The 21,289-nt window shown below is 69.8% G+C and carries 20 protein-coding genes and 1 tRNA gene; 12 read left to right on the top strand and 9 right to left on the bottom strand.

What is annotated here, in order from left to right; all coding sequences use genetic code 11:
- Positions 1 to 117: 117 nt before the first annotated feature.
- The gene (locus ACQ754_RS12675) at positions 118 to 1,548 is read right to left on the bottom strand and encodes an RtcB family protein (protein ID WP_440997395.1); all 1,431 of its coding nucleotides are present in this window, start codon (positions 1,546 to 1,548) and stop codon (positions 118 to 120) included.
- Positions 1,549 to 1,550: 2 nt separating this feature from the next.
- Positions 1,551 to 1,976, bottom strand: a complete 426-nt coding sequence (locus tag ACQ754_RS12670) for an archease (RefSeq protein ID WP_440997397.1) — start codon at positions 1,974 to 1,976, stop codon at positions 1,551 to 1,553.
- A 90-nt stretch (positions 1,977 to 2,066) separates the two neighbouring features.
- Between ACQ754_RS12670 and ACQ754_RS12665 the strand changes: the two genes are divergently transcribed.
- Positions 2,067 to 3,482: a M20 family metallopeptidase gene (locus ACQ754_RS12665; RefSeq protein WP_440997394.1), complete on the top strand. Its 1,416-nt coding sequence runs from the start codon at positions 2,067 to 2,069 to the stop codon at positions 3,480 to 3,482.
- Positions 3,483 to 3,604: 122 nt separating this feature from the next.
- Here ACQ754_RS12665 and ACQ754_RS12660 read toward each other — a convergent pair whose 3' ends face one another.
- The 4 genes from ACQ754_RS12660 to ACQ754_RS12645 form a co-directional block, all read right to left on the bottom strand.
- Positions 3,605 to 4,777: an MFS transporter gene (locus tag ACQ754_RS12660; protein ID WP_440997393.1), complete on the bottom strand. Its 1,173-nt coding sequence runs from the start codon at positions 4,775 to 4,777 to the stop codon at positions 3,605 to 3,607.
- Complete coding sequence (locus ACQ754_RS12655; protein ID WP_440997392.1) at positions 4,774 to 5,340, bottom strand: TetR/AcrR family transcriptional regulator; 567 nt, start codon at positions 5,338 to 5,340, stop codon at positions 4,774 to 4,776. Before ACQ754_RS12655 ends, ACQ754_RS12660 begins: the two co-directional genes overlap by 4 nt.
- Positions 5,341 to 5,490: 150 nt before the next feature.
- Positions 5,491 to 5,907 carry a DNA polymerase III subunit chi gene (locus ACQ754_RS12650; protein ID WP_440997391.1) on the bottom strand — a complete coding sequence of 139 codons (417 nt, stop codon included), beginning with the start codon at positions 5,905 to 5,907 and terminating at the stop codon, positions 5,491 to 5,493.
- 5 nt (positions 5,908 to 5,912) lie between these two features.
- The gene (locus ACQ754_RS12645) at positions 5,913 to 7,400 is read right to left on the bottom strand and encodes a leucyl aminopeptidase (protein ID WP_440997390.1); all 1,488 of its coding nucleotides are present in this window, start codon (positions 7,398 to 7,400) and stop codon (positions 5,913 to 5,915) included.
- Between the two features lie 63 nt (positions 7,401 to 7,463).
- On the opposite strand from ACQ754_RS12645, the gene lptF reads away from it, so the two are divergent.
- The gene (gene lptF, locus ACQ754_RS12640) at positions 7,464 to 8,543 is read left to right on the top strand and encodes an LPS export ABC transporter permease LptF (RefSeq protein WP_440997389.1); all 1,080 of its coding nucleotides are present in this window, start codon (positions 7,464 to 7,466) and stop codon (positions 8,541 to 8,543) included.
- A complete protein-coding gene (gene lptG / locus ACQ754_RS12635) occupies positions 8,540 to 9,598 on the top strand; it encodes an LPS export ABC transporter permease LptG (RefSeq protein ID WP_440997388.1) in 1,059 nt (352 codons plus the stop codon). The genes lptF and lptG overlap by 4 nt, the downstream gene beginning before the upstream one ends.
- Positions 9,599 to 9,602: 4 nt before the next feature.
- Here the strand turns inward: lptG and ACQ754_RS12630 are convergent, their stop codons facing one another.
- The gene (locus ACQ754_RS12630) at positions 9,603 to 10,028 is read right to left on the bottom strand and encodes an RDD family protein (protein ID WP_440997387.1); all 426 of its coding nucleotides are present in this window, start codon (positions 10,026 to 10,028) and stop codon (positions 9,603 to 9,605) included.
- A 57-nt stretch (positions 10,029 to 10,085) separates the two neighbouring features.
- Positions 10,086 to 10,161, bottom strand: a tRNA-Glu gene (locus ACQ754_RS12625).
- 108 nt (positions 10,162 to 10,269) lie between these two features.
- Here ACQ754_RS12625 and pcnB point away from each other — a divergent pair.
- The 4 genes from pcnB to panC are packed head-to-tail and all read left to right on the top strand — an operon-like array spanning position 10,270 to position 13,835.
- Positions 10,270 to 11,616 carry a polynucleotide adenylyltransferase PcnB gene (gene pcnB, locus ACQ754_RS12620; RefSeq protein ID WP_440997396.1) on the top strand — a complete coding sequence of 449 codons (1,347 nt, stop codon included), beginning with the start codon at positions 10,270 to 10,272 and terminating at the stop codon, positions 11,614 to 11,616.
- Positions 11,606 to 12,097: a 2-amino-4-hydroxy-6-hydroxymethyldihydropteridine diphosphokinase gene (folK, locus tag ACQ754_RS12615; protein ID WP_440997386.1), complete on the top strand. Its 492-nt coding sequence runs from the start codon at positions 11,606 to 11,608 to the stop codon at positions 12,095 to 12,097. Before pcnB ends, folK begins: the two co-directional genes overlap by 11 nt.
- 49 nt (positions 12,098 to 12,146) lie before the next feature.
- Positions 12,147 to 12,971 (top strand): 3-methyl-2-oxobutanoate hydroxymethyltransferase, encoded by an 825-nt coding sequence (panB, locus tag ACQ754_RS12610; RefSeq protein ID WP_440997385.1) that lies wholly within the window; start codon positions 12,147 to 12,149, stop codon positions 12,969 to 12,971.
- 15 nt (positions 12,972 to 12,986) lie between these two features.
- On the top strand, positions 12,987 to 13,835 hold the full coding sequence (gene panC, locus ACQ754_RS12605; protein WP_440997384.1) for a pantoate--beta-alanine ligase: 849 nt from the start codon (positions 12,987 to 12,989) through the stop codon (positions 13,833 to 13,835).
- A gap of 30 nt (positions 13,836 to 13,865) precedes the next feature.
- Here the strand turns inward: panC and queG are convergent, their stop codons facing one another.
- Complete coding sequence (gene queG, locus ACQ754_RS12600) at positions 13,866 to 14,957, bottom strand: tRNA epoxyqueuosine(34) reductase QueG (RefSeq protein WP_440997383.1); 1,092 nt, start codon at positions 14,955 to 14,957, stop codon at positions 13,866 to 13,868.
- An 83-nt stretch (positions 14,958 to 15,040) separates the two neighbouring features.
- Between queG and ACQ754_RS12595 the strand changes: the two genes are divergently transcribed.
- From ACQ754_RS12595 to miaA, 5 genes are all read left to right on the top strand, one after another.
- Positions 15,041 to 16,519, top strand: coding sequence for an NAD(P)H-hydrate dehydratase (locus tag ACQ754_RS12595; protein ID WP_440997382.1), 1,479 nt, complete (start codon positions 15,041 to 15,043; stop codon positions 16,517 to 16,519).
- Positions 16,516 to 16,989, top strand: a complete 474-nt coding sequence (tsaE, locus tag ACQ754_RS12590; RefSeq protein WP_440997381.1) for a tRNA (adenosine(37)-N6)-threonylcarbamoyltransferase complex ATPase subunit type 1 TsaE — start codon at positions 16,516 to 16,518, stop codon at positions 16,987 to 16,989. Before ACQ754_RS12595 ends, tsaE begins: the two co-directional genes overlap by 4 nt.
- Positions 16,990 to 17,105: 116 nt before the next feature.
- Positions 17,106 to 18,392, top strand: a complete 1,287-nt coding sequence (locus ACQ754_RS12585) for an N-acetylmuramoyl-L-alanine amidase (RefSeq protein WP_440997380.1) — start codon at positions 17,106 to 17,108, stop codon at positions 18,390 to 18,392.
- Between the two features lie 46 nt (positions 18,393 to 18,438).
- Entirely contained in the window at positions 18,439 to 20,340 is a 1,902-nt protein-coding gene (gene mutL / locus ACQ754_RS12580) for a DNA mismatch repair endonuclease MutL (protein ID WP_440997379.1), read from the top strand.
- Positions 20,337 to 21,281 carry a tRNA (adenosine(37)-N6)-dimethylallyltransferase MiaA gene (gene miaA, locus ACQ754_RS12575; RefSeq protein WP_440997378.1) on the top strand — a complete coding sequence of 315 codons (945 nt, stop codon included), beginning with the start codon at positions 20,337 to 20,339 and terminating at the stop codon, positions 21,279 to 21,281. Before mutL ends, miaA begins: the two co-directional genes overlap by 4 nt.
- Positions 21,282 to 21,289 lie beyond the last annotated feature (8 nt).

The following is a 21,289-nucleotide window of genomic DNA, read 5'->3' as shown; positions in this document are numbered from 1 at the left end:
GGGCGCCCCCGTCCTGCCATAACGCTTTCCCCCGAGTAGCTATGGCGTCAGTCTACCATTTTTTGTAAACACCCTCTTAGACCAATCCTCCCGCCTTACGCCAACCGGTTCTCAGGATTAGCCCTTGATGCAGATCATCGGCTCCACCCGCGCGACCTTGCGGGCGAGGCCGGCGGCATCTGCGGCGTCCACCACCGCGGTGACGTCCTTGTAGGCGCCGGGGGCCTCCTCGGCGACGCCGCGCAGGGAGGGGCTACGGATGAGGATGCCCCGTTCCCGGAGCTGATCGACGAGCTGGCGGCCCTCCCACTGGCGGGTGGCCTGGCGGCGGCTCATGGCGCGGCCGGCGCCGTGGCAGGCGGAGCTGAACGACAGATCCTCGCTGTGGGCATTGCCGCAGAGGATATAGGAGCAGGTGCCCATGGAGCCGCCGATGATCACCGGTTGACCGGTTTCCGCCAGCGCTGGTGGCAGACCGGGATGGCCGGGGCCCCATGCGCGGGTGGCGCCCTTACGGTGGACGAACAGGTTCTGCGGCTCACCGCCCACCCTGTGGCGCTCCTCCTTGCAGGTGTTGTGGGAGACGTCATAGAGCAGCGCGAGATCTGCCTCCGGTAGGACGTGGCCCACCGCCTCCCGGGCCAGGGCGGTGATGATCTGGCGGTTGGCCAGGGCGCAGTTGATGCCGGCCCGCATGGCCCCGAGATAGGCCTCGCCCAGCGGCGAGCGGATCGGCGCGCAGGCGAGCTCGCGGTCCGGGAGGTGGATGCCGTGCTCCGGCGCCTCGATGGCCATACGGCGAAGGAAGTCCGTGCCGATCTGGTGGCCGAGTCCCCGGGAACCGCAGTGGATGCTGATGACCACATTATCCGTGGCCAGACCGAAGGCCTGGGCCGCGGCCTCGTCGTAAATCTCGGTCACCCGCTGGACCTCCAGGTAGTGGTTGCCGGAGCCGAGCGTGCCCATTTCGTTTTGCTGGCGCTTCTTGGCCTTGTCGGAGACTTCCCGGGGCTCGGCACCGGCCATGCGGCCGCCCTCCTCGATGCGCTCTAAGTCCCCGGCCTGGCCCCAGCCCTGTTCTACGGCCCACTCGGCGCCGCCGGCGAGCATGGCCTCCAGCTCCCGGCGACGCAGGTGGATGGCGCCGGTGCTGCCGAGACCGGCGGGGATATGGCGGAATAGCGCCTCTGCCAGGGCCTCGGCCCGGGGTCGGACGTCATCGACGTGAAGCCCGGTGTTGAGTGTGCGCACGCCGCAGGAGATGTCGAAGCCCACCCCGCCGGCGGAGACCACGCCACCGGCCTCCGGGTCGAAGGCGGCGACGCCGCCGATGGGGAAGCCGTAGCCCCAGTGGGCGTCGGGCATGGCGTAGGCGTCGCCGACGATACCCGGCAGGCTCGCCACGTTGGCCAGTTGCTCGGCGACCTTCGGGTCCATGGCCTGGATCAGCGTCTCATCGGCGTAGAGCACGCCGGGCACGCGCATGGCCCCCTGGGGCTCGAGGCGCCAGGTGGTCGCGTCGACTCGGGTGAAGCGGGTTAGGTCCATGGCTATACATCCACCACGCATTGGGCCAGCCAACGGCCATCCTCGAGCTGTCGCACCGCCAGCCCCGTGTAGGTGGCCCCCTTGACCTCGGTGGCGGGCTGGTGACGGGTGTTGTCCACCGGCTCGCCCCAGGCGTGGGCGGACAGGTGGTGGCCGTCGGTCTCCACGGCGAAGCGGGCGAACAGCCAGTGGCGCGTGGCCATCTCGTAGATCAGCGCGTTCAGCCAGTCTACCAGTAGGAGCTCGGCGTCCGGGGCCTCGCAGCGAATCGACACCGACCGGCGGGCATGCACGGTCGCCGGTTCCGCGACCACCGCGGTGAGGGCCAGGGCCGCCTGCTCGAAGGCCTCCGCGAGGGTAGTGCCGACGCCGCGGACGCCGATGTCGGCATCGTGCTCCAGGTGTTCCCAGTGCGCCGTTTGCTCCATCATCGCTCCCTTGTTTCCGGACCCATGTTATCGCCCGGGTGAGGGATTCGGTACGATCGAGGACATCCCCAGGTGAAGGAGCCGTCCGTCATGTCCGCCGAGCTGGATCACGCGAGCGCCCGCGCGCTCGTCGAAGGCATCTGGGAGGATTCCATCCTACCGGAGCTCACCGAGTACATCCGTATCCCGGCGAAGTCACCGCACTTCGACGCCGACTGGGCCGCCAACGGGCACATCGATGCCGCGGTGGCCCAGGCCGAGCGTTGGTGCCGGGAGCAGCCCATCGACGGCATGACCGTCGAGGTGGTGCGCCTGGAGGGCCGGACGCCGGTGTTGCTGGTGGAGGTCGCGGGTACCGGCGAAGGCACGGTCCTGCTCTACGGCCATCTCGACAAGCAGCCGGAGATGACCGGCTGGGACGCGGACAAGGGCCCGTGGCAACCCGTGCGCACCGACGGCCGGCTCTATGGCCGCGGCGGCGCCGATGACGGCTATGCCGTGTTCGCCTCGCTCACTGCCATCCGCGCGCTGCAGGAGCAGGGTGTGCCCCATGGCCGCTGCATGGTGCTCATCGAGACCTGCGAGGAGAGCGGTAGCTTCGATCTGCCCGCCTACATGGAGGCATTGGCGGGGCGTATCGGCGATCCCGAGCTGGTGATCTGCCTGGATTCCGGCTGCGGTAACTACGATCAGCTCTGGTTGACGACCTCGCTGCGGGGCATGGCCATGGGGGATCTCTCGGTGGCGATCCTCAGCGAGGGGGTACACTCGGGTGACGCCGGCGGGGTGGTGCCGGACAGCTTCCGCATCGCGCGCGCCCTACTCGATCGCCTGGAAGATCCGGCCAGCGGCCATATCCGCCCCGCCGCCTTCCAGGCGGAGATCCCGGACGGGCGGATCGAGCAGGCGCACACGGCTGCGGAGGTCCTCGGGGATGCCGTCCATCGCAAGTTCCCCTTCGTCGACGGTGCGGGGCCGGACCGCGGGGCGGTCGCGGAGCTGATCCTGGATCGCACCTGGCGGCCGGCGCTCGCGGTGACCGGCGCCGATGGCCTGCCGCCACTGGCCAGCGCGGGCAATGTCCTGCGCCCGGGGACGACCCTGCGGCTGTCCCTGCGCCTGCCGCCCACGGTGGATGGCGAGGCGGCGACGACGGCACTGAAGGCGTTGCTGGAGTCGGACCCGCTCCATGGGGCGCGGGTGCGTTTCGCGGGCTCCTGGGCGACAAGCGGCTGGAACGCCCCACCGCTGGAGGACTGGCTCGCCGCTGCGGTGGACGACGCCTCGCGGCAGTGGTTCGGACGGGAGGCGGTGTCCATGGGCGAGGGCGGGACCATCCCGTTCATGGGCATGCTCGGGGCGCGCTTCCCCACGGCGCAGTTCCTCATCACGGGGGTGCTCGGGCCGCAGTCCAACGCACACGGGCCTAATGAGTTCCTGCACATCGACACCGCCAAGCGGCTTACCGGCTCAGTGGCCTCGGTGCTCGCGGCCCATGCCGGGTAGATCGGCGGTCTCGAAGGAGCGCGCCATGCGCGCGAGACTCGCCTGCAGGGCAGGCTCCTACACCCGATGTTTCTGCCCTTGTAGGAACGAGCCTCGCTCGCGAAACCCGGCCGCCCGCGGATTCAGCGTGCAGGGGACGGCACCGTCACTGGGCCGGCGGCCGCAAGACGTACCGACACCACGGCGCCCATCAGGCCGAGGACTGCGAACGCGGTGAATGCGGTGGCATAGCCCGTGGTGCTGATCAACCACCCACCGACCGGGGAACCCATCACCTGGCCGGAGGAGGTCGCGATCAGGGGCAGTACGGGCCCGAGGGCCGGGTGGTCGGCGAGGATCTCGATGCTTCGCACCAGATAGAAGCCGGTCAGTGCCATGTACGCGGCCCCGAAGGCGGCGGCGGAGGCGAGCGCGGATATCAGCCCGTCCGGTGCGGCGGCGAGCAGTAACAACGAGGTGCCCAGCAGCGCGAAGGCCCCCGCATGGGTGCGTGCGGCGCCATAGCGCTCGATCAGGTCCCCGACCGTGCCGCCGGCGAGCCCAACGCAGCCGACGGTCAACCACATCCAGGCACCCGTGCCGCTGTCCAGACCGCCGCCGTGGATGGCGAAGTCCGGGGCGAACACCCAATAGATGGCGCTGGTAAAGCCCATGGCAGCGGCCAGGCCGCTGAGACGGGCGATTTCGCGCCATTGCTCGCGCCCTGGTTTGGTGGGCTGTGCCCCCGCGGCGTCGGTGCTGACGCCGGGGAGCCAGCGCATCGCCGCGGCCAATCCCAACGCCGCGAGCACAGCGAACCCGAGGTAGGCGCTGCGCCAGGCCCCGGAGCCCAGCAGCACCACGACCACGGCGACGGCGATCCCGAAGCTGGTGCCGGCGTTGACGGTGGCGTTGACACGACCGCGCAGCGGAGCTTTCACGGTGGTTGCCACCGCCTGGGCCATGATCGGTGAAGACAGGCCGGTACTGATGCCGCAAGTGACGACCCCGGCGGCCAGGATCAGGGGGCCCGGGGCTTGGGCGATCGCCAGTAGACCGAGCAGCGCGAAGCCCGCGGTCAGTGCCGCTGCATGGCGCAGCCCGAGCGTGCGGGCCAGGAACGGGGCGACCACGATGGCGGTGATGAAGCTCGCGAACGGCAGGGCCCCGATGAACCCCGCCATCACCGGGGTTAGCCCCATGTCCTCGCGTATGGCGGGCAGGAACAGCCCGAAGACGAAGCGGGCGAGCCCATAGGTGATGGCGATAATGCCGCTGCCTAGTACGGCGGTCCCAAGGGGGGAGAGGCGTGTCATGCAGGCGCGCTCCGGTTGTGGCGGTTGAGTAAGGCGTCGACGGCCGCGGCCGCGCTCTCGAGTACGGGCTCGAGCCCGATTACCGGTATGGCGCTGTTGGTGCCTTCCAGTACGAGATACACCCGTTCGGCGAGGCCGCTGTCGGCGTCCAGGCCGTCCCGGGTGAGCGCCGCATGCAGGCGCTCGCGTAAGGCCCGTTTGGCCTGGAGCGCGGCCGCGTGGATCGGGGTGCTGTGCGCGGCGTATTCCCCGATGGCCTTGACCATAATGCAGCCGAGCCGGCCCTGTTCCGCGACCCATTGATTGTGGGCCGCCACCAGTGCGGTAGTCGTGGCGCCGGGTGCGCTCGCGGTGATGGCCTCGTCGAGCCGCTCCAGGAAGCGCTGATTGCGCCGCTGCAGGACCTCCGCGATCAGTGCCTCCTTGGAGGGGAAATGGCTGTACAGCGTCATGCGGGTCGTGCCGGCCGCCCGCACGAGCCGGTCGATGCCGGTGGCGTGGAAGCCTTCCGCGTAGAACAGGCGCTCAGCGGTATCCAGCAATTGCTCGCGTTTAGTCGACATAGTCGTTGTGCAAACAAGTAGATAGAACGATCAGTATAGTAAGAGACTCGCTTGTGCCTTGCAAGCGGAGGATCACCGTGCGGTAGCAATCGGCTCGAGAGGGGGAGGGCGGTGCCGGGGGTATTGGGTCAGCAGGGTGTTGTTCTTGCGCTATACGCGGTGATTGTTCGGGGCGATACCCGCCTCTCGATACTGGCGGTAACGTTCCCGGGCCGGGCGGCGGACGGGGTCATCGGCGCTAACGATTTCGGCGACGCGCTCGTAGTCCCGCCAGCGGGCCGGGAGGGCATCGGTGAGATTGATCAGCAGTTGCCGCCCCGCCAGCCCCTCCTCCGTGCCCACGACGATGGGATCCGCATCATCCGCCTGATCGGCGGGTGCATGGGGCACGAAGCTGCCCTGGCGGAAGCTCCAGAGCAGGTCATCGACCCGGGCGGTGGCGGGGCCGTCGGGCACCTGGACGGCCACGGTGAACCCCTCACGGAAGGCCTTCTCGGCGAGGCGGCAGGCGAAGCGCTCCCGCGCCTCCGCTCCGCTCTCGCCGAGGATGTAGAAGTCCACCTGCATGGCTGCTAGCAGCGGTCGAGGAGGTACTGGGTCAGCAGCGGCACGGGACGGCCGGTGGCGCCCTTCTTCTCACCGCTGTTCCAGGCGGTGCCGGCGATGTCCAGGTGGGCCCAGCGCATCTTCTTCGCATAGCGAGACAGGAAGCAGGCCGCCGTGATGGTGCCGGCGTCCCGCCCGCCCACGTTGGCCATGTCCGCGAAGTTGCTCTTCAGGCCGTCCTGGTACTCGTCCCACAGCGGTAGCTCCCAGCCACGGTCGCCGGCGGTCCGGCCGGCGGCGAGGACGTCGTTGACCAGACCCTGCTGATTGCCGAGCACGGCATGGGCCTCGTGGCCGAGGGCGACGATACAGGCCCCGGTGAGGGTGGCCATGTCCAGTACTGTCGCCGGCCCGAAACGCTCGGTATAGGTGAGCGCATCGCATAGGGCGAGCCGCCCTTCGGCGTCGGTGTTGAGGATCTCCACGGTCTGGCCGGACATCGTCGTTACCACGTCGCCGGGCTTGGTCGCGTTGCCGTCGGGCAGGTTCTCGGTGGCGGCGACCACCCCGACCAGGTTCAGCGGCAGCTCCAGCTCGAGGGCGGCGCGCAGGGTGCCGAACACGCTCGCCGCGCCGCACATGTCGAACTTCATCTCGTCCATCGCGGCGGCGGGCTTGATGGAGATGCCGCCGCTGTCAAAGGTCACACCCTTGCCGACTAGGGCGTGGGGCTTGTCACCACGGCCGCCGCCGTCGTAGCGCATGGTGATCAGCCGCGGCTCCTGACGGCTGCCCCGGGCGACGGCGAGCAGCGCGCCCATGCCGAGCTCTTCCATGTCCTTCGGCCCAAGGACCTCCACCTTCAGCGCCGGGAACTCCTTCGCCAAGGCCTCGGCCTGCTCGGCCAGATAGGTGGGGGTGCAGATGTTGCCGGGGAGATTCCCCAGGTCCTTGGCCAGGGCCATGCCGTTGGCGATGGCGCGGCCCTCCACGACGGCGCGCTCGCCGGCGGGCAGCTCGCGGCGGCCGGGCACGGACAAGGTGAGCTTGCGCAGCGGCCGGCGCGGCTTTTCCGAATCGGTCTTCAGACGGTCGAAGCGGTACAGGGCGTTGCCGGTGGTGAGCACCGCGGCGCGCACCCGCCAGGCGTTGTCCCGACCCTTGACGGGCAGGTCGCTGAGATAGGAGATGGCCTCGACGGCGCCGCTTTCCTGCAGGGCATTCGCCGCGGCGGTCACCGCCTGGTGGTAGGCGCGGTCGCCGAAGTCGCGCTCCCGGCCGCAGCCCACCAGGAGGATCCGGTCGCACACCATCTCTGGTACATTGGTGAGCATCAGGGTTTGGCCGGCGCGGCCATCCATGTCGCCGCGGCGCAGCAGGTGGGTGAGGAAGCCGCCGCTGGCCTCATCGAGCCGACTCGCGGCCGTCGACAGCCGGCGGGACTCGAACACACCAACCACCACACAGGCCGAGCGCTGTTTTTCGGGAATGCCGCTCTTGACCGCGTACTCCATCGATAGCTCCTTTCCGAGTGCCCGTTTCCACAAGGGTCCGATGTTAACGCAGATCCTGCTGGCATGCTGATCACCCGCCTGGAGCGCTATCTGGTCCGCGAGACCCTGGTGTCCTGGCTCGCCGTCACCCTGGTGCTGGTGGTGGTGCTGCTCACCAATCGGCTCGTGCGCTTCATGGCGGAGGCGGCCCGGGGCGATATCCCGCCGGACGTCATTTTCAGCCTGTTGGGCCTGAAGGCACTGGCCAATCTGGGGGTGGTGCTGCCCGCGAGTTTCTTCCTGGCGGTGATCCTCGCCCTCGGCCGGCTCTATCGGGACTCGGAGATGGCGGCGATGACCGCCTGCGGCCTCGGCCCGCGGCAGCTCTTTCGCGGGCTTTTCGCCTTGGCCCTACCCCTGGCCGTGGTGGTCGGGGCCTTTGCGCTGGTGCTCGGCCCGCGGGCGGAGGCGGCGGCCCAGCGGATGAGCGCCGAGGCGGCGCAGCAGGCCCAGTTCCAGGGGCTGGCGGGGGGGCGTTTCCTCGGCGTCGATGGGGGTGGCGTTATGTATGCCGCCGAGGTGGCGGACGACGGGACCCTGCGGGATGTCTTCGCCCGCCTGCCCGGGGACGATATGGAACGGGTGGTCGTTGCCGATCGGGCCTATCGGCGCACGGACCCCGATACCGGCGCACGCTTCCTGGTGCTGGCCGACGGCGCTCGCTATGACGGCATCGCCGGTGAAGGGGCGTGGCGGATGCTGCGCTTCGAGGAACACGGGGTGCGGCTGGAGGAGCGGGTGCCGGCCAATATTCGTCTCAAGCGGGATGCCCGGTCGGTGGGGCAGCTCCTGGGTTCCGGCAGTCTGGGGGACCACGCCGAGATCCAATGGCGCGCGAGCATGCTGGTGACGGTGTTCACCCTGTTGCTCGCTGCCGTGCCGCTGGCCCGCACCGCGCCTCGGGAGGGGCGCTATGCCCGGCTGGTGGCGGCAGTGTTGCTCTATGTGGCCTACTTCAATGGCCTGAAGGCGGCCCAGGACTGGTACGAGAACGGCATCCTTCCCGGCTGGCTTGGGCTGTGGTGGGTACACTTGGTGGTGGCGGGGCTGGCGGCGTTCTTGTTGTGGCGACAGTTCGGCGTTCACCGGCGGGGTACGCGGTGACCCGTCTGGGCCGCTATATCGGCCGCCAGGTGTTGGGCGGGGCGCTGATGGCGCTGCTGGTCATCATGGCCCTGGACGCCGTCTTCGAGTTCATCGACGAGACCGGCGATGTGGGCGAGGGCGGTTACAGCACGTGGCTCGCGCTGGGCTACGTGCTGCTGCAGATGCCCTATCGCGCCTACGAGAGCTTCCCGGTCGCGACCCTGATCGGGGCCTTGGTCGCGCTCGGGGGGCTGGCGGGACGGAGCGAGCTCACCGCCATGCGTGCGGCCGGTTTCTCCGTGGCCGCCATGACCCGCGCGGTGGTCCTCACCGGTGTGGTGCTGGCGCTGCTCTCGGTGGCGCTCGGCGAGTGGTTGGCGCCGGCGGCCTCGCGGCTGGGCCAGGACCTCCGGGCCCGCAGCATGGGCGGGGCCGAGGCGGGGGTCGGTGGCGGCGTGTGGCTTCGTGACGGACAGCGCTATATCCACGTCGCCCGGGTCCGCGAACGGACCCTGGTGGAGGGGGTCCGGGTGTACGCCTTCGATGGCGCCGCCCTGCAGCGCCTGGTTACCGCGGAGAGCGCCGCCTACGAGGACGATGCATGGCGGCTCGAGGGGGTCACGGTGACCGCCATCGACGACGGCGGCGTGACGGTGCGCCACCCCGTGGGCCAGCGCCTGGACGCCGAGCTGGACCCCAACCTGCTGGGGCTGGTGGCCCTGCCGCCGGAGCTGATGCCCCTCCCGGAGCTCTACCGCTACATCGATTATCGGGAGCGCAACAACCTGGAGAGCGAACGTTACCGCCTGGCGTTCTGGATCAAGCTCGCGACGCCGCTGGCGACGGTGGTGATGCTACTGCTGGCGGTGCCACTGGTGCTGCATGCGCGTCCGCGGGCCGGTGCGGGACAGCAGATCGTGGTGGGGGTGCTCATTGGCATCACCTTTATGCTGCTGAACCGTTTGCTCAATCAGGCGGGGGTCATCTATGGGTTGCCGCCGGTGCTAAGCGCGCTTGCGCCGTCTCTGGCGTTCCTGGCGGTGGCGTTGATGGCGTTGCAGCGGGTCCGCTGAGGCGTTACCCCTTTTCCGTGACCATGAGGCGGGTGCCGGAGAGGCGGTCGTGCCAGGCGAGGCCCTCGCGGTCGATGAGCGACCAGAGGAATCCCAGTCCGAGCGGGAGCCAGGACAGCAGCGCCGCCCCGAAGCGGGTCAGGGCGCGATCGAAGGAGACCGGCCCGCCGTCCTCCGAGACCAGCCGGATGCGCCAGGCCTGCATACCCAGGGTGCTGCCGGAGCGTGACCAGAAACCGCAGAAGAACACCACGGCGATGAGCAGCAACAACAGGCGGTAGCCCCAGTCACCGGCGGCGATGGCCTCGCCGTCAGTGAGCAGCAGCGCCAATGCCGTTACCGCCATCCACAGCCCGATGAGCAACAAGGAATCGTAGAAAATGGCCGCCAGTCGGCGGAGCAGGCCACAGGGCTTTTCCGTCTGGTCCACCGTGTATCCCGTGGGCTGAACGAAAAAGGGCCGCCCCTCGGCGGCCCCTTCCGGATCTGGCGCTCCCACGGGGATTTGAACCCCGGTTTCCGCCTTGAGAGGGCGGCGTCCTGAACCACTAGACGATGGGAGCGTTGTCTTGTGCCGGCCTCGCAGAGATCGCCATGATGCGCTGCACCGCCCGGCGAGGGCTGCTATTATACGGAATCTTTTTACTGGCACAAGAGGCCGATCCTTGTCCTTGGTGGAGCAGCCCGCAGAACACGTTGAGCCTGAGATCATCCCGCGCTCGGAACACCGGATCTCCCGGGCGCAGATCAGCGACAACGCTTTGAAGGTCCTTTATCGGTTGAAGAATGCCGGCTACGGGGCCTATCTGGTGGGTGGCGGGGTCCGCGACCTCTCCCTGGGCCGGGAGCCGAAGGACTTCGACATTGCCACCGATGCCACGCCGGAGCAGGTCAACGAGCTGTTCCGCAACTGCCGGCTGATCGGTCGGCGGTTCCGCCTGGCCCATGTCCATTTCGGCCGCGAGATCATCGAGGTGGCCACCTTCCGCGCGCTGACGGTCGATGAAGAGGCAGCCGGCGAGGAGCACGTCAGCGAGGACGGCATGATCCTGCGCGACAACGCCTACGGCACCATCGAAGAGGATGCGCTACGGCGGGACTTCACCATCAATGCCCTCTACTACAACATCGCGGACTTCAGCATCGTCGACTACGCCGGCGGCATGCGGGATCTCGAGGGGGGCGTGGTCCGGCTGATCGGTGACCCGGAGGTACGCTTCCGCGAGGACCCGGTGCGCATGCTGCGCGCGGTGCGCTTTGCGGTGAAGCTCGGCTTCCGGCTCGACCCGGAGATCATGGGGGCGATCCCGCGGTTTGCGCCGCTGCTCGCCGAGGTGCCGGCGGCGCGGCTGTTCGAGGAGGTGCTCAAGCTCTTCATGGGCGGTCAGGGTGAAGGCACCTTCGAGCTGCTGCGCCGTGTGGGCCTGTTTCGTTACCTGTTCCCGGCCACTGACGAACTGCTCGACGGCGCCGGCGACGACGTGGCCGTGCGTTTTGTCGCGCGGGCGCTCGCCAACACCGACCTGCGTATCATGGAGGAACGGCCGGTCACCCCGGCGTTCCTGTTCGCGGCGCTGCTCTGGCCGGTGGTCGAGGAGCGTGCCTCCGCCTCCCGCGACGACGCGGACAGCTACCCCCAGGCCCTGCAGGAGGCGGCGGCCGAGGTGGTCCAGGAGCAGGTGGCGGTGGTGACCATCCCCAAGCGTTTCGGGGTGCCCATGCGGGAGATCTGGTCGCTGCAGCCGCGCTTCGACAACCGCACCGGCAAGCGCGCGCAGCGGCTGCTCGGGCACCCGCGCTTCCGCGCTGCCTACGACTTCCTGCTGCTGCGCGCTGAGGCCGGCGATGCGGAGCGCGAGCTGGCCGAATGGTGGACCGCCTACCAGGACGCGGACGCCGAACAGCGCAAGGCCATGACCGGCGCGGCGAGCGCCAGCGGCAAGGGGCGCCGGGGGCGCCGGCCGCGGCCTCGCAAGGACGGGGACGGCCCCGACAACGGCGAAGCCGATGATGGCTGATACCGTCGCGGCCTGGGTCGCCATCGGGAGCAATATCGGCGATCCGGTTCATCAGGTGCGCCAGGCCCTGCGGGCGCTCTCCCGCCTTCCGGACTCCCGGCTCGAGGCCTGTTCCTCGCTCTACCGCAATCCGCCCATGGGGCCCCAGGATCAGCCGGACTTCATCAATGCCGTGGCGCGGCTGCGCACCAGCCTCCAGCCGCTTGCCCTGCTGGACGTTCTCCAGGCCATCGAGCGTCTGCACGGTCGGGTCCGCCACCGGGTATGGGGGGAGCGTACCCTGGATCTGGACCTGATCCTGTATGGCGCCCGCCGCATCCAGGAGTCCCGTCTTACCGTCCCGCACCCCGGTCTCGCGGAGCGGGCCTTCGTGCTCGGCCCGCTGGCGGAGATCGACCCGGGGCTGGAGATCCCGGGCCTGGGAGCGGTTGACGCACTGCTCGAGCGCGTCGATGATGCCGCACTGCAACGTGTGACCTGACCGCGCCCGCTGTCCGATCCCGGGCCGCGAGGCTCACGGAGTGGTACCTATGTACTCAGCCGATCAAGCCCGAGAGCGGAGGAGGCCGGTGACCATCGCCCGGCTCCGGCGGATGAAGGAGGAGGGTACGCCCATCGCCTGCCTCACCGCCTATGATTACAGCTTCGCCCACGCCGTGGACGCGGCGGGGATGGATGTCATCCTGGTGGGCGACTCCCTGGGTAACGTGATGCAGGGCCGGGATACCACCATCCCGGTCACGGTGGACGAGATCGTCTACCACACCCGCTGCGTCACCGCCGCGGCGACGGCGGCGCTGGTGATGGCGGATATGCCCTTCCTGAGCTATTGCGATCCGTCCATGGCGCTGGCCAATGCCGCGCGCCTGATGAAGGAAGGCGGCGCGCAGATGGTCAAGCTCGAGGGCGCCGGTGAACAGGCGCATATCGTCGAGGCCTTGGCCGGCGCCGGCGTGCCGGTCTGCGCCCACCTGGGTCTGCAGCCGCAGCTGGTGCACAAGATCGGCGGCTACCGGGTGCAGGGCCGCGAGCAGGCCGCTGCGGAGCGCATGGTCGAGGAGGCACTCGCCATGGAGCGCGCCGGGGCCGACATGCTGCTGGTGGAATGCATCCCCGCCACCCTTGGTGCCCGCCTTGCCGGCGAGCTGCAGATCCCGGTGATCGGCATCGGCGCCGGCGCCGGCTGTGACGGCCAGATCCTCGTGCTTCAGGATGTGCTCGGCATCACGCCGGGCCGCGTGCCGAAGTTTTCGCGGGATTTCATGCCGGAGGCCGGATCGGTCTCGGGGGCGCTAGCCGCCTACGCCGCTGCGGTGCGCGAGCACCGGTTCCCGGCGGTGGAGCACAGCTTCTGATTCCCCGGAGGGGCCATGCATATCATCCAACACATCCCCGAGCTTCGCAGTCAGGTGCGGACGTGGCGCGACGGCCGCGAGGAGGTGGGGCTGGTGCCCACCATGGGCAACCTCCACGGCGGGCACATGACACTGGTGGAGGAGGCGCTGGAGCGCAGCGACCGGGTGGTGGTGAGTATTTTCGTCAACCCTACCCAGTTCGGCCCGGAGGAGGACTTCGCCGGCTATCCGCGCACCTTCGAGCGGGACTGTGAGCTCCTCGCCGACGCCGGCGTGGACGTGGTCTTCGCGCCGTCGGTGGAAGAGATGTACCCGGACGGCGGCGGGTTGCGCACGGTAGTGGACGTGCCGGCGCTCTCCGGCATCCTCTGCGGGGCGACCCGGCCCGGCCACTTCCAGGGCGTCGCCACGGTGGTGGCGAAGCTCCTCAATGTGGTTGCCCCGGATCTGGCGGTTTTCGGTCGCAAGGACTACCAGCAGCTGATGGTGATCCGGCAGATGGTCCATGACCTCAACCTCCCGGTCCAGGTCGTGGGGGCGCCGGTGGCCCGGGAGGCCGATGGCCTGGCCAAGAGCTCGCGCAATGCCTATCTCCAGGAGGACGAGCGTGCCCGTGCCCCCGCCCTCCACGAGGCCCTGCGGGACGCCGGCGCGCGGCTGGCGGAGGGTGAGCGCGACTATGCCGCCGTCGAGGCCGCCGGGCGTGCGGCCCTGGCCGAGGCCGGCTTCGAGCCGGACTATTTCCGCATTCGCCGGCCGGGCGACCTCGGGGAACCGAGCGGCGACGAGGAGGAGCTGGTAATCCTCGGTGCCGGTTGGCTGGGCCGCGCCCGACTCATCGACAACCTTGCTGTGCGGCTGTAGGGCGGACGGAGCGTAAGCGCAGTCCGCCGGTCAGGGACTCCCGCTATGCTCCCCGCGAAGTCGTGTGAGCGCCCAATGAACATGCTCGCGCACCAGCTCCGAGGGATGGGAGGCCCGCTCCTGTAACGCGGTGACGGCCTCTTCCGTGGCCGGCCCGTTGCCCAACGCCACCGCAATGTTGCGCAGCCACCGCTCGTGGCCGAGACGGCGTATCGCCGAGCCCTCCGTGCGCTTGAGGAACGTGTCCTCGTCCCAACGGAACAGGGTCACCAGCTCCGCTTGTTCCAGCCCATGGCGCGGGTGGAAGTCCGCCTCGTCGGTGGGCCGTGCGTAGCGGTTCCAGGGGCACACGGCCTGGCAGTCATCGCAGCCGAAGATGCGGTTGCCCATCAACGGCCGCAACGCTTCGGGGATGGGGCCGTGGTGCTCGATGGTGAGATAGGAGATGCAGCGCCGGGCGTCCAGCTGGTAGGGACCGGTGATCGCACCGGTGGGGCAGACGTCGATGCAGGCGCGGCAGCTCCCGCAATGCTCGCCCGGCGGGGTATCCGCCGGCAGCGGCAGGTCGGTGAACAGCTCACCGAGGAAGAAGTACGATCCCGCTTCCCGGGAGAGCAGCAGGGTGTTCTTGCCGATCCATCCCAACCCGGCATTGCGCGCCAGGGCCTTCTCCAATACCGGGGCCGAGTCGACGAAGGCGCGATAGCCGAACGCACCCACCGCCGCCTCGATGCGCCGGGCGAGCTTCTGCAGGCGCTGGCGCATGAGCTTGTGGTAGTCCCGCCCCAGGGCGTAGCGCGCGATGAAGGCGTGTCCCGGTGCCGCCAGCACCGTCGCGTCCTCCGGGACGCCGGCGGGGCGGTAGTCGAGGCGTACGCAGATCACCCGGACGGTGCCGGGGTGGAGGGCCGCTGGCCGGGCACGCTTGACGCCGTGGCGCCCCATGTAGTGCATGGTCCCCTGGCGGCCCGCGCGCAGCCAACGCAGCAGATGCGCCTCGTCGGTGGCCAGCTCGGGGGCGGCGATGCCGGCGCCGTCGAAGCCGAGCTCCCCTGCCCAGCGGCGGATGTCCGACGCCAGCGCTGTCATATCCGGTGCCGCTGGGATCGTGCCCTCGTTCATTCGCGCAGTGTAACGTGAGCGGCCCCGATGGCGCCCGTTATACTGGTCGCCGCTTCAGTGCAGAGTTTAAGAGGCGTCGAGTTATGGAATCCCTTCCCGCGGAGCTGTATACGCCGGAGCAGGTGCGCGAGATGGACCGCCGGGCCATAGAGGACCACGGCCTCGGCGGTGACGAGCTCATGGAGCGGGCCGGCCGGGTGGCCTATCGGAGCCTGCGCCGGCGCTGGCCAGATGCCCGCCGGATCACCGTGCTCTGCGGTGGGGGCAATAACGGTGGCGATGGCTACGTGATCGCCCGCCTTGCCGCCAATGCCGGGCTAGAGGTGCGTGTGGCGGCCCTCTCGGACCCCGACCGGCTCGGTGGCGCGGCCGCCGCTGCCATGCAGCGCTGCCGCGAGCGCGTTGGTATCGCCGCGTGGGAGCCCGCGCTGCTCGATGATGCGGACGTGGTGGTGGACGCCCTGCTCGGCACCGGCTTGGACCGCGAGGTGGGCGGCGTCTATGCCGAGGCCATCGAGGCGGCCAATGCGCGACCAGGTGGTCGCCTGGCCGTGGATGTCCCCTCCGGGATCAGCGCCGCAACGGGTGCTCGCCTCGGTGTCGCCTTCCGCGCCGACGTCACGCCCACCTTTATCGGGCTCAAGCAAGGCCTATTCACCGGCGCGGCGCCGGACCACACCGGCGAGATGGTCTTCGACGACCTGGATGTCCCCGGAGAGGTGTTCGAAGGGCTAGAGTCAGCGGCCCGCCGCGTCGACGCGGAGGTGGTGGCGGATTGGCTGCCGCCCCGAAGGCCGGCCGCCCACAAGGGCGACTACGGCCACATCCTGGTGATCGGCGGGGATCACGGCTTCGGCGGGGCGGTACGCCTCGCCGCCGAGGCGGCGGCGCGCAGCGGTGCCGGGCTGGTCAGCGTCGCGACCCGCAAGCGCCATGTGGCGCCACTGCTCGCCGGCCGCCCGGAGGTCATGGCCCACGCCGTGGACAGCCCCGGGGCCCTGGAGCCGCTGCTGCACCGGGCCACCGTCCTGGCCGTCGGACCGGGGTTGGGCCAGGAGCCGTGGGGGCGGGGGATGCTGGCCGCGGCAGCCGACTTCGACGGCCCCGTGGTCCTGGATGCCGATGCCTTGAACCTGCTGGCGACCGAGGCGCCCGCCGCGAACCCGCGACGGGTGATCACCCCCCATCCCGGCGAGGCGGCGCGGCTGTTGCGCCGGGACACCGCCGCCATCCAGGCCGACCGGTTCGCGGCAGTGGATGAGCTGTTGAGCCGCTTCGGTGGCGCCGTGCTCCTCAAGGGGGCGGGTACGGTGGTGGGTGCCGACGATCGCCGCTGGCTGTGCACCGCGGGTAACCCCGGGATGGCCAGTGGTGGCATGGGTGATGTCCTCACCGGCATCGTCGCCGCTTTGCTGGCCCAGGGGCTGCCGGTGGGTGAGGCCGCGGCCATGGCGGCAGCCCTCCACAGCGCCGCGGCGGATTCCGCGGCGGCCCGCACCGGGGCGCGTGGGCTGCTGGCCGGTGATGTCATTGAGGCGCTCGCCATGGGGCGCGCGGGATGAGCACGCTCTCACGCGAGTTGCCGGCGCCGGAGGATACCGAGCGCCTCGGCACTGCCTTGGCGGGGGTGCTTCCCGAGGCGTTGCTGGTGACCCTGGAAGGGCCCCTCGGGGCGGGTAAGACCAGCCTGGTCCGGGCCGTCCTCCACGGCCTTGGGCACCGCGGGCCGGTGCGCAGCCCCACCTACACCCTCATCGAGCCCTATGAATGCGGCGGGCGCCGGGTGTTCCACCTGGATCTCTACCGCCTCGCCGACCCGGAGGAGTTGGAATTCGTTGGCCTGCGGGACCTCTTCGCTGACCCCGCCGTGGTGCTGGTGGAGTGGCCGGAGCGGGGTGCCGGCTTCCTCCCGGCGCCGGATCTGCGCCTGCGGTTAGCGGTCGTTGGGGAGGGGCGGCGGCTCGTCGCCGAGGCCGGCAGTGCCGCGGGGGAACGGGCGCTCGCGGCCCTGGACGCTTGCCCGGATGATTGAAGTGCTTTGCCAGGAAATGCGGTTATCCCCTTGGTCTGCGGAAATATATTGAAAACTCCCGGTTTTTGTGCCTAACTTGTGAAGTATGTACCACTCGCCATAGTGGACCGGCTCGGATGCGGTTATTGATTCCCCTTGCGCTGCTGGCGCTCTCGCTCACGGCCCATGCCGCGCAGCTGGACGTCGCGGACGTACGCACTTGGTCGGGGCCCGAGCATACCCGGGTGGTACTGGATCTCTCCGGCGCACCGGACTATGAGCTGTTCACCCTCGACAATCCCGATCGGGTGGTGGTGGACCTCAAGAACGCCCGTGTCGGCGACGGTGTGGTCTCTGGCGATGAGCTCACCGGCATCCTCCGGGATATCCGCACCGGCGTGCGTAACGGGCGCGATCTTCGGGTGGTGCTGGACCTCGAGCACGGCACCCGCGCCGAGGGTTTCGTGGTGGAGCCCAATGATACCTACGGCCATCGGCTGGTGGTGGATCTGGAGCAGCCCGAGCGGCGGGAGGCCAACCGGCGCGAAGAGCGCCAGGTGCGCCGGGAGGCGGAGCAGCAGGGCGAGCTGGTGATTGCCATCGATGCCGGCCACGGCGGTGAGGACCCGGGGGCGATCGGTGCGGGCGGCACCTACGAGAAGGACGTGGTCCTTGCCGTCGCCCGCAAGCTCGGCCGCGTCCTCCAGGATGCCGATGGGCTGCGGCCGGTGCTGATCCGCGAGGGGGACTACTACCTCGACCTGCGTGAGCGAACCCGCCGGGCCCACGCGGTGGGCGCGGACATGTTCGTTTCGGTGCACGCCGATGCCGTGCGTCAGCGCAACGTCCGCGGGGGCTCCGTCTACACCCTTTCCCGGCGGGGCGCCTCCAGTGAGATGGCGCGCATGCTCGCCCGCAGCGAAAACGCCGCGGACCGCATCGGTGGTGTCTCGCTGGAGGACAAGGACGAAATGGTGGCCTCGGTGCTCCTCGATCTCTCGCGGGCCGCCACCATCGAGGCGAGCACGGGGCTCGCCGAGGCAATCATTGAAGACATGGGGCAGGCGGGGCGGATGCACAGCCGTGATGTCGGCCAGGCGGCCTTTGTGGTGCTCAAGTCCCTGGATATGCCCTCGGTGCTGGTGGAGCTGGCATTCATTTCCAATCCCAAGGAGGAACGGCTGCTGCGCTCCAGCGACCACCAATGGAAGCTGGCCCGGGCGTTGGCCCGTGGCATCCAGCGCTACGCCGGTGAGAACCGGCCGAGCCTGCGTATGGCCGACGCCCGCGAGTACACCGTGCGCAGCGGTGACACCCTGAGCGAAATCGCCTCCAGCCACGGGGTCAGCGTGCAGCGCCTGCGCCGCGTCAATGGCATCGACGGCGACGTCATCGCCACCGGGATGACCCTACAGATCCCGTAACCGCCCCCATGGCCCGAGCGGTCACGGGGCGCCATAATGGCGGGTCATGGAATCCCGGCACCCCGCACCGCGCATTCACGAGCTGCCCTCGCTACTGGTGGACCAGATCGCCGCCGGCGAGATCATTGAGCGACCCTCCTCGGTGGTCAAGGAGCTGGTGGAGAACGCCCTCGACGCCGGCGCCCGCCGTGTCGACATCGAGATCGAGGCCGGCGGCAAGCGCTTGATCCGGGTGCGTGACGATGGCCAGGGCATCGGCGAGGAGGACCTGCCCCGCAGCGTGGCCCGCCACGCCACCAGCAAGATCCGCGAGCTCGATGAGCTCGAGCACATCGCCAGCCTGGGCTTCCGGGGAGAGGCGCTGCCGAGCATCGCCTCGGTTTCGCGCCTGCGCATCGCCAGCAGGGAAGCCGGCGCGGAGCACGGCTGGCGGCTGGACGTGGACAATGGCGAGGCCACGGAACCGGTGCCCGCGCCCCATCCCGAGGGGACCACCTTGGAGGTGCGGGATCTGTTCCACCGGACGCCGGCGCGGCGGAAGTTCCTGCGTACCGAACGTACCGAGTACCGGCACGTCCAGGAGCTGGTCCGGCGCCTGGCCATGAGCCATCCGGGCGTGGCCATCAGCCTTAGCCACAATGGCCGGACCGCCCTGCAGCTGCCCGTCGCCCGCGAGCGCGAGGGCTGGGAACGGCGATTGGCGGAGCTCACCGGCCGGGAGTTCGTGGCCCAATCACTGTTCCTGGAAACGGAAGCGGCGGGCCTTCGCCTTTGGGGGTGGCTTGGGTTGCCCACCGCCTCCCGGGGCCAGGCGGATCTCCAGTATGTCTATCTCAACGGGCGCATGATCCGCGACCGCTTGATTGCGCATGCCCTGCGCCGCGCCTACGCCGATCTGCTCTACAAGGACCGTCACCCGGCCTATGTGCTCTACCTGGAGATCGATCCCGCCCGAGTGGACGTCAACGTGCATCCCACCAAGCATGAGGTGCGCTTCCGCGACGGCCGGCTGGTCTACGACTTCCTCCTCCGTCAGGTGCACCACGCCCTGGAGCACGCGGGTGGGGCGGAGGCGGCGGAGCCGGTGAGCCCTGAGCTTGACCCGCCGTCGCCGTCGAACCCGGCGCCGGCCGCGGCTGGGGGGTACGCCGCCGGGGCGCCGCGGCCCCCCCAGCAGGGGCGTATGGCCTTGCCGGTGGCCGAGGCACGGGCCCTGTACGGCGACGGCGGGGAGGGAGACCGGGCCGGCGCCCCGGCACTCGGGGAGGGCAAGGGGCCGGCGGACGGGCCCGCGGAGCGGGCCGGGCCTGCCGGCGAGGGCCATTCCCCGGCGTCCGTGCGTCCCCGGGAGGCGGGCGGCGAGGTGCCGCCGCTGGGCTTCGCGCTCGCGCAACTCCAGGGGGTCTATATCCTCGCCGAGAACGATGATGGCCTGATCCTGGTGGACATGCATGCCGCCCACGAGCGCATCGTCTACGAGCGGCTCAAGGACCAGGTGGCCGCCCAGGGAGTGGCCTCCCAGCCTTTGCTGGTCCCCGTGCGGGTGCCGGTGACGCCGCGGCAGGGGGACTTGGCGGAGGAGCGCGCGGAGGTGTTCGCGCGCCTCGGCCTGGAGCTGGACCGGGCCGGTCCCGACGTGATTCACGTGCGCAGGGTCCCCGCACTGTTGCAGGGGGCGGATCCGGCGCGGTTGGCCCGGGACGTCTTGGCTGACCTGCAGGCCGAGGGGCGAAGCGCCCGGGTGGAGGAGGCGCTCAACCATGTGCTCGCCACCATGGGCTGTCACGGCGCGGTGCGTGCCAACCGACGGCTCGGCATCGACGAGATGAATGCGTTGTTGCGGCAGATGGAGCGCACCCGCAACATCGGCCAGTGCAACCACGGCCGCCCCACCTGGACGCGGTTGACCATGCAGGACCTGGATCGGCTGTTCATGAGGGGGCAATGACGGCACAGCGCCTGCCGGTGGTCCTGCTCATGGGGCCCACCGCCTCCGGGAAGACCGCCGCCGCCATCGAGCTGGTGGAGCACTTCCCGGTGGAGGTGGTCAGCGTGGACTCCGCCCAGGTCTACCGGGGCATGGATATCGGGACCGCCAAGCCCGGGCCGGAGGAGTTGGCCCGGGCCCCGCACCGGCTCATCGACATCCTCGACCCTGCGGAACGCTACTCCGCCGCCCGTTTCCGCGAGGATGCCCTCGCGGAGATCGCAGCCATTCACCGCGCGGGACGCGTCCCCCTGCTCGCCGGCGGCACCATGCTCTATTTCCGGGCGCTGAGCCGGGGGCTCGCCGATCTGCCGGACGCGGATCCCGTGGTGCGTGCGGAGATCGAGGAGGAGGCCCGCCATCACGGCTGGGCGGTACTGCACCAGCGCCTCGCGGGGCTCGATCCGCAGACGGCGGCGCGACTGCACCCCAATGACGCCCAGCGCATCCAGCGGGCCCTGGAGGTGTACCGGCTCACCGGCCAAAGCCTGAGCGCGCTCACCGCGGCGGCGCGGACGGAACCTTTCCCGTTCCGTCTTGTCACTTGGGCAGTGGCACCGGCCGAGCGCCGGGTGCTGCACGAGCGCATCGGCCGCCGCTTTGCGGCCATGCTGCGGGATGGTTTCATCGACGAGGTGGCGGCCCTGCGCCGGCGGGGGGATCTACATACGGGGCTGCCGTCCATGCGGGCGGTGGGTTATCGTCAGGTCTGGGAATACCTGGAGGGGCGTTTCGACCGCGAGGATCTGGAGCAACGCGGCGTTGCCGCGACCCGACAATTCGCCAAGCGCCAGCTCACCTGGCTGCGCCGGGAGCGCGATGCGCAGTGGTTCGATGCCGCTGACGGCCGGCTGCTGCGCCAGCTTCGGGATGCCATGGGCCGCGTGTTAGACTCACGCTAGTCGGGCGC

It is taken from the genome of Arhodomonas sp. SL1, assembly GCF_052060015.1.
Lineage (GTDB): Bacteria > Pseudomonadota > Gammaproteobacteria > Nitrococcales > Nitrococcaceae > Arhodomonas.
This window is presented reverse-complemented; position numbering and strand designations above follow the sequence as displayed.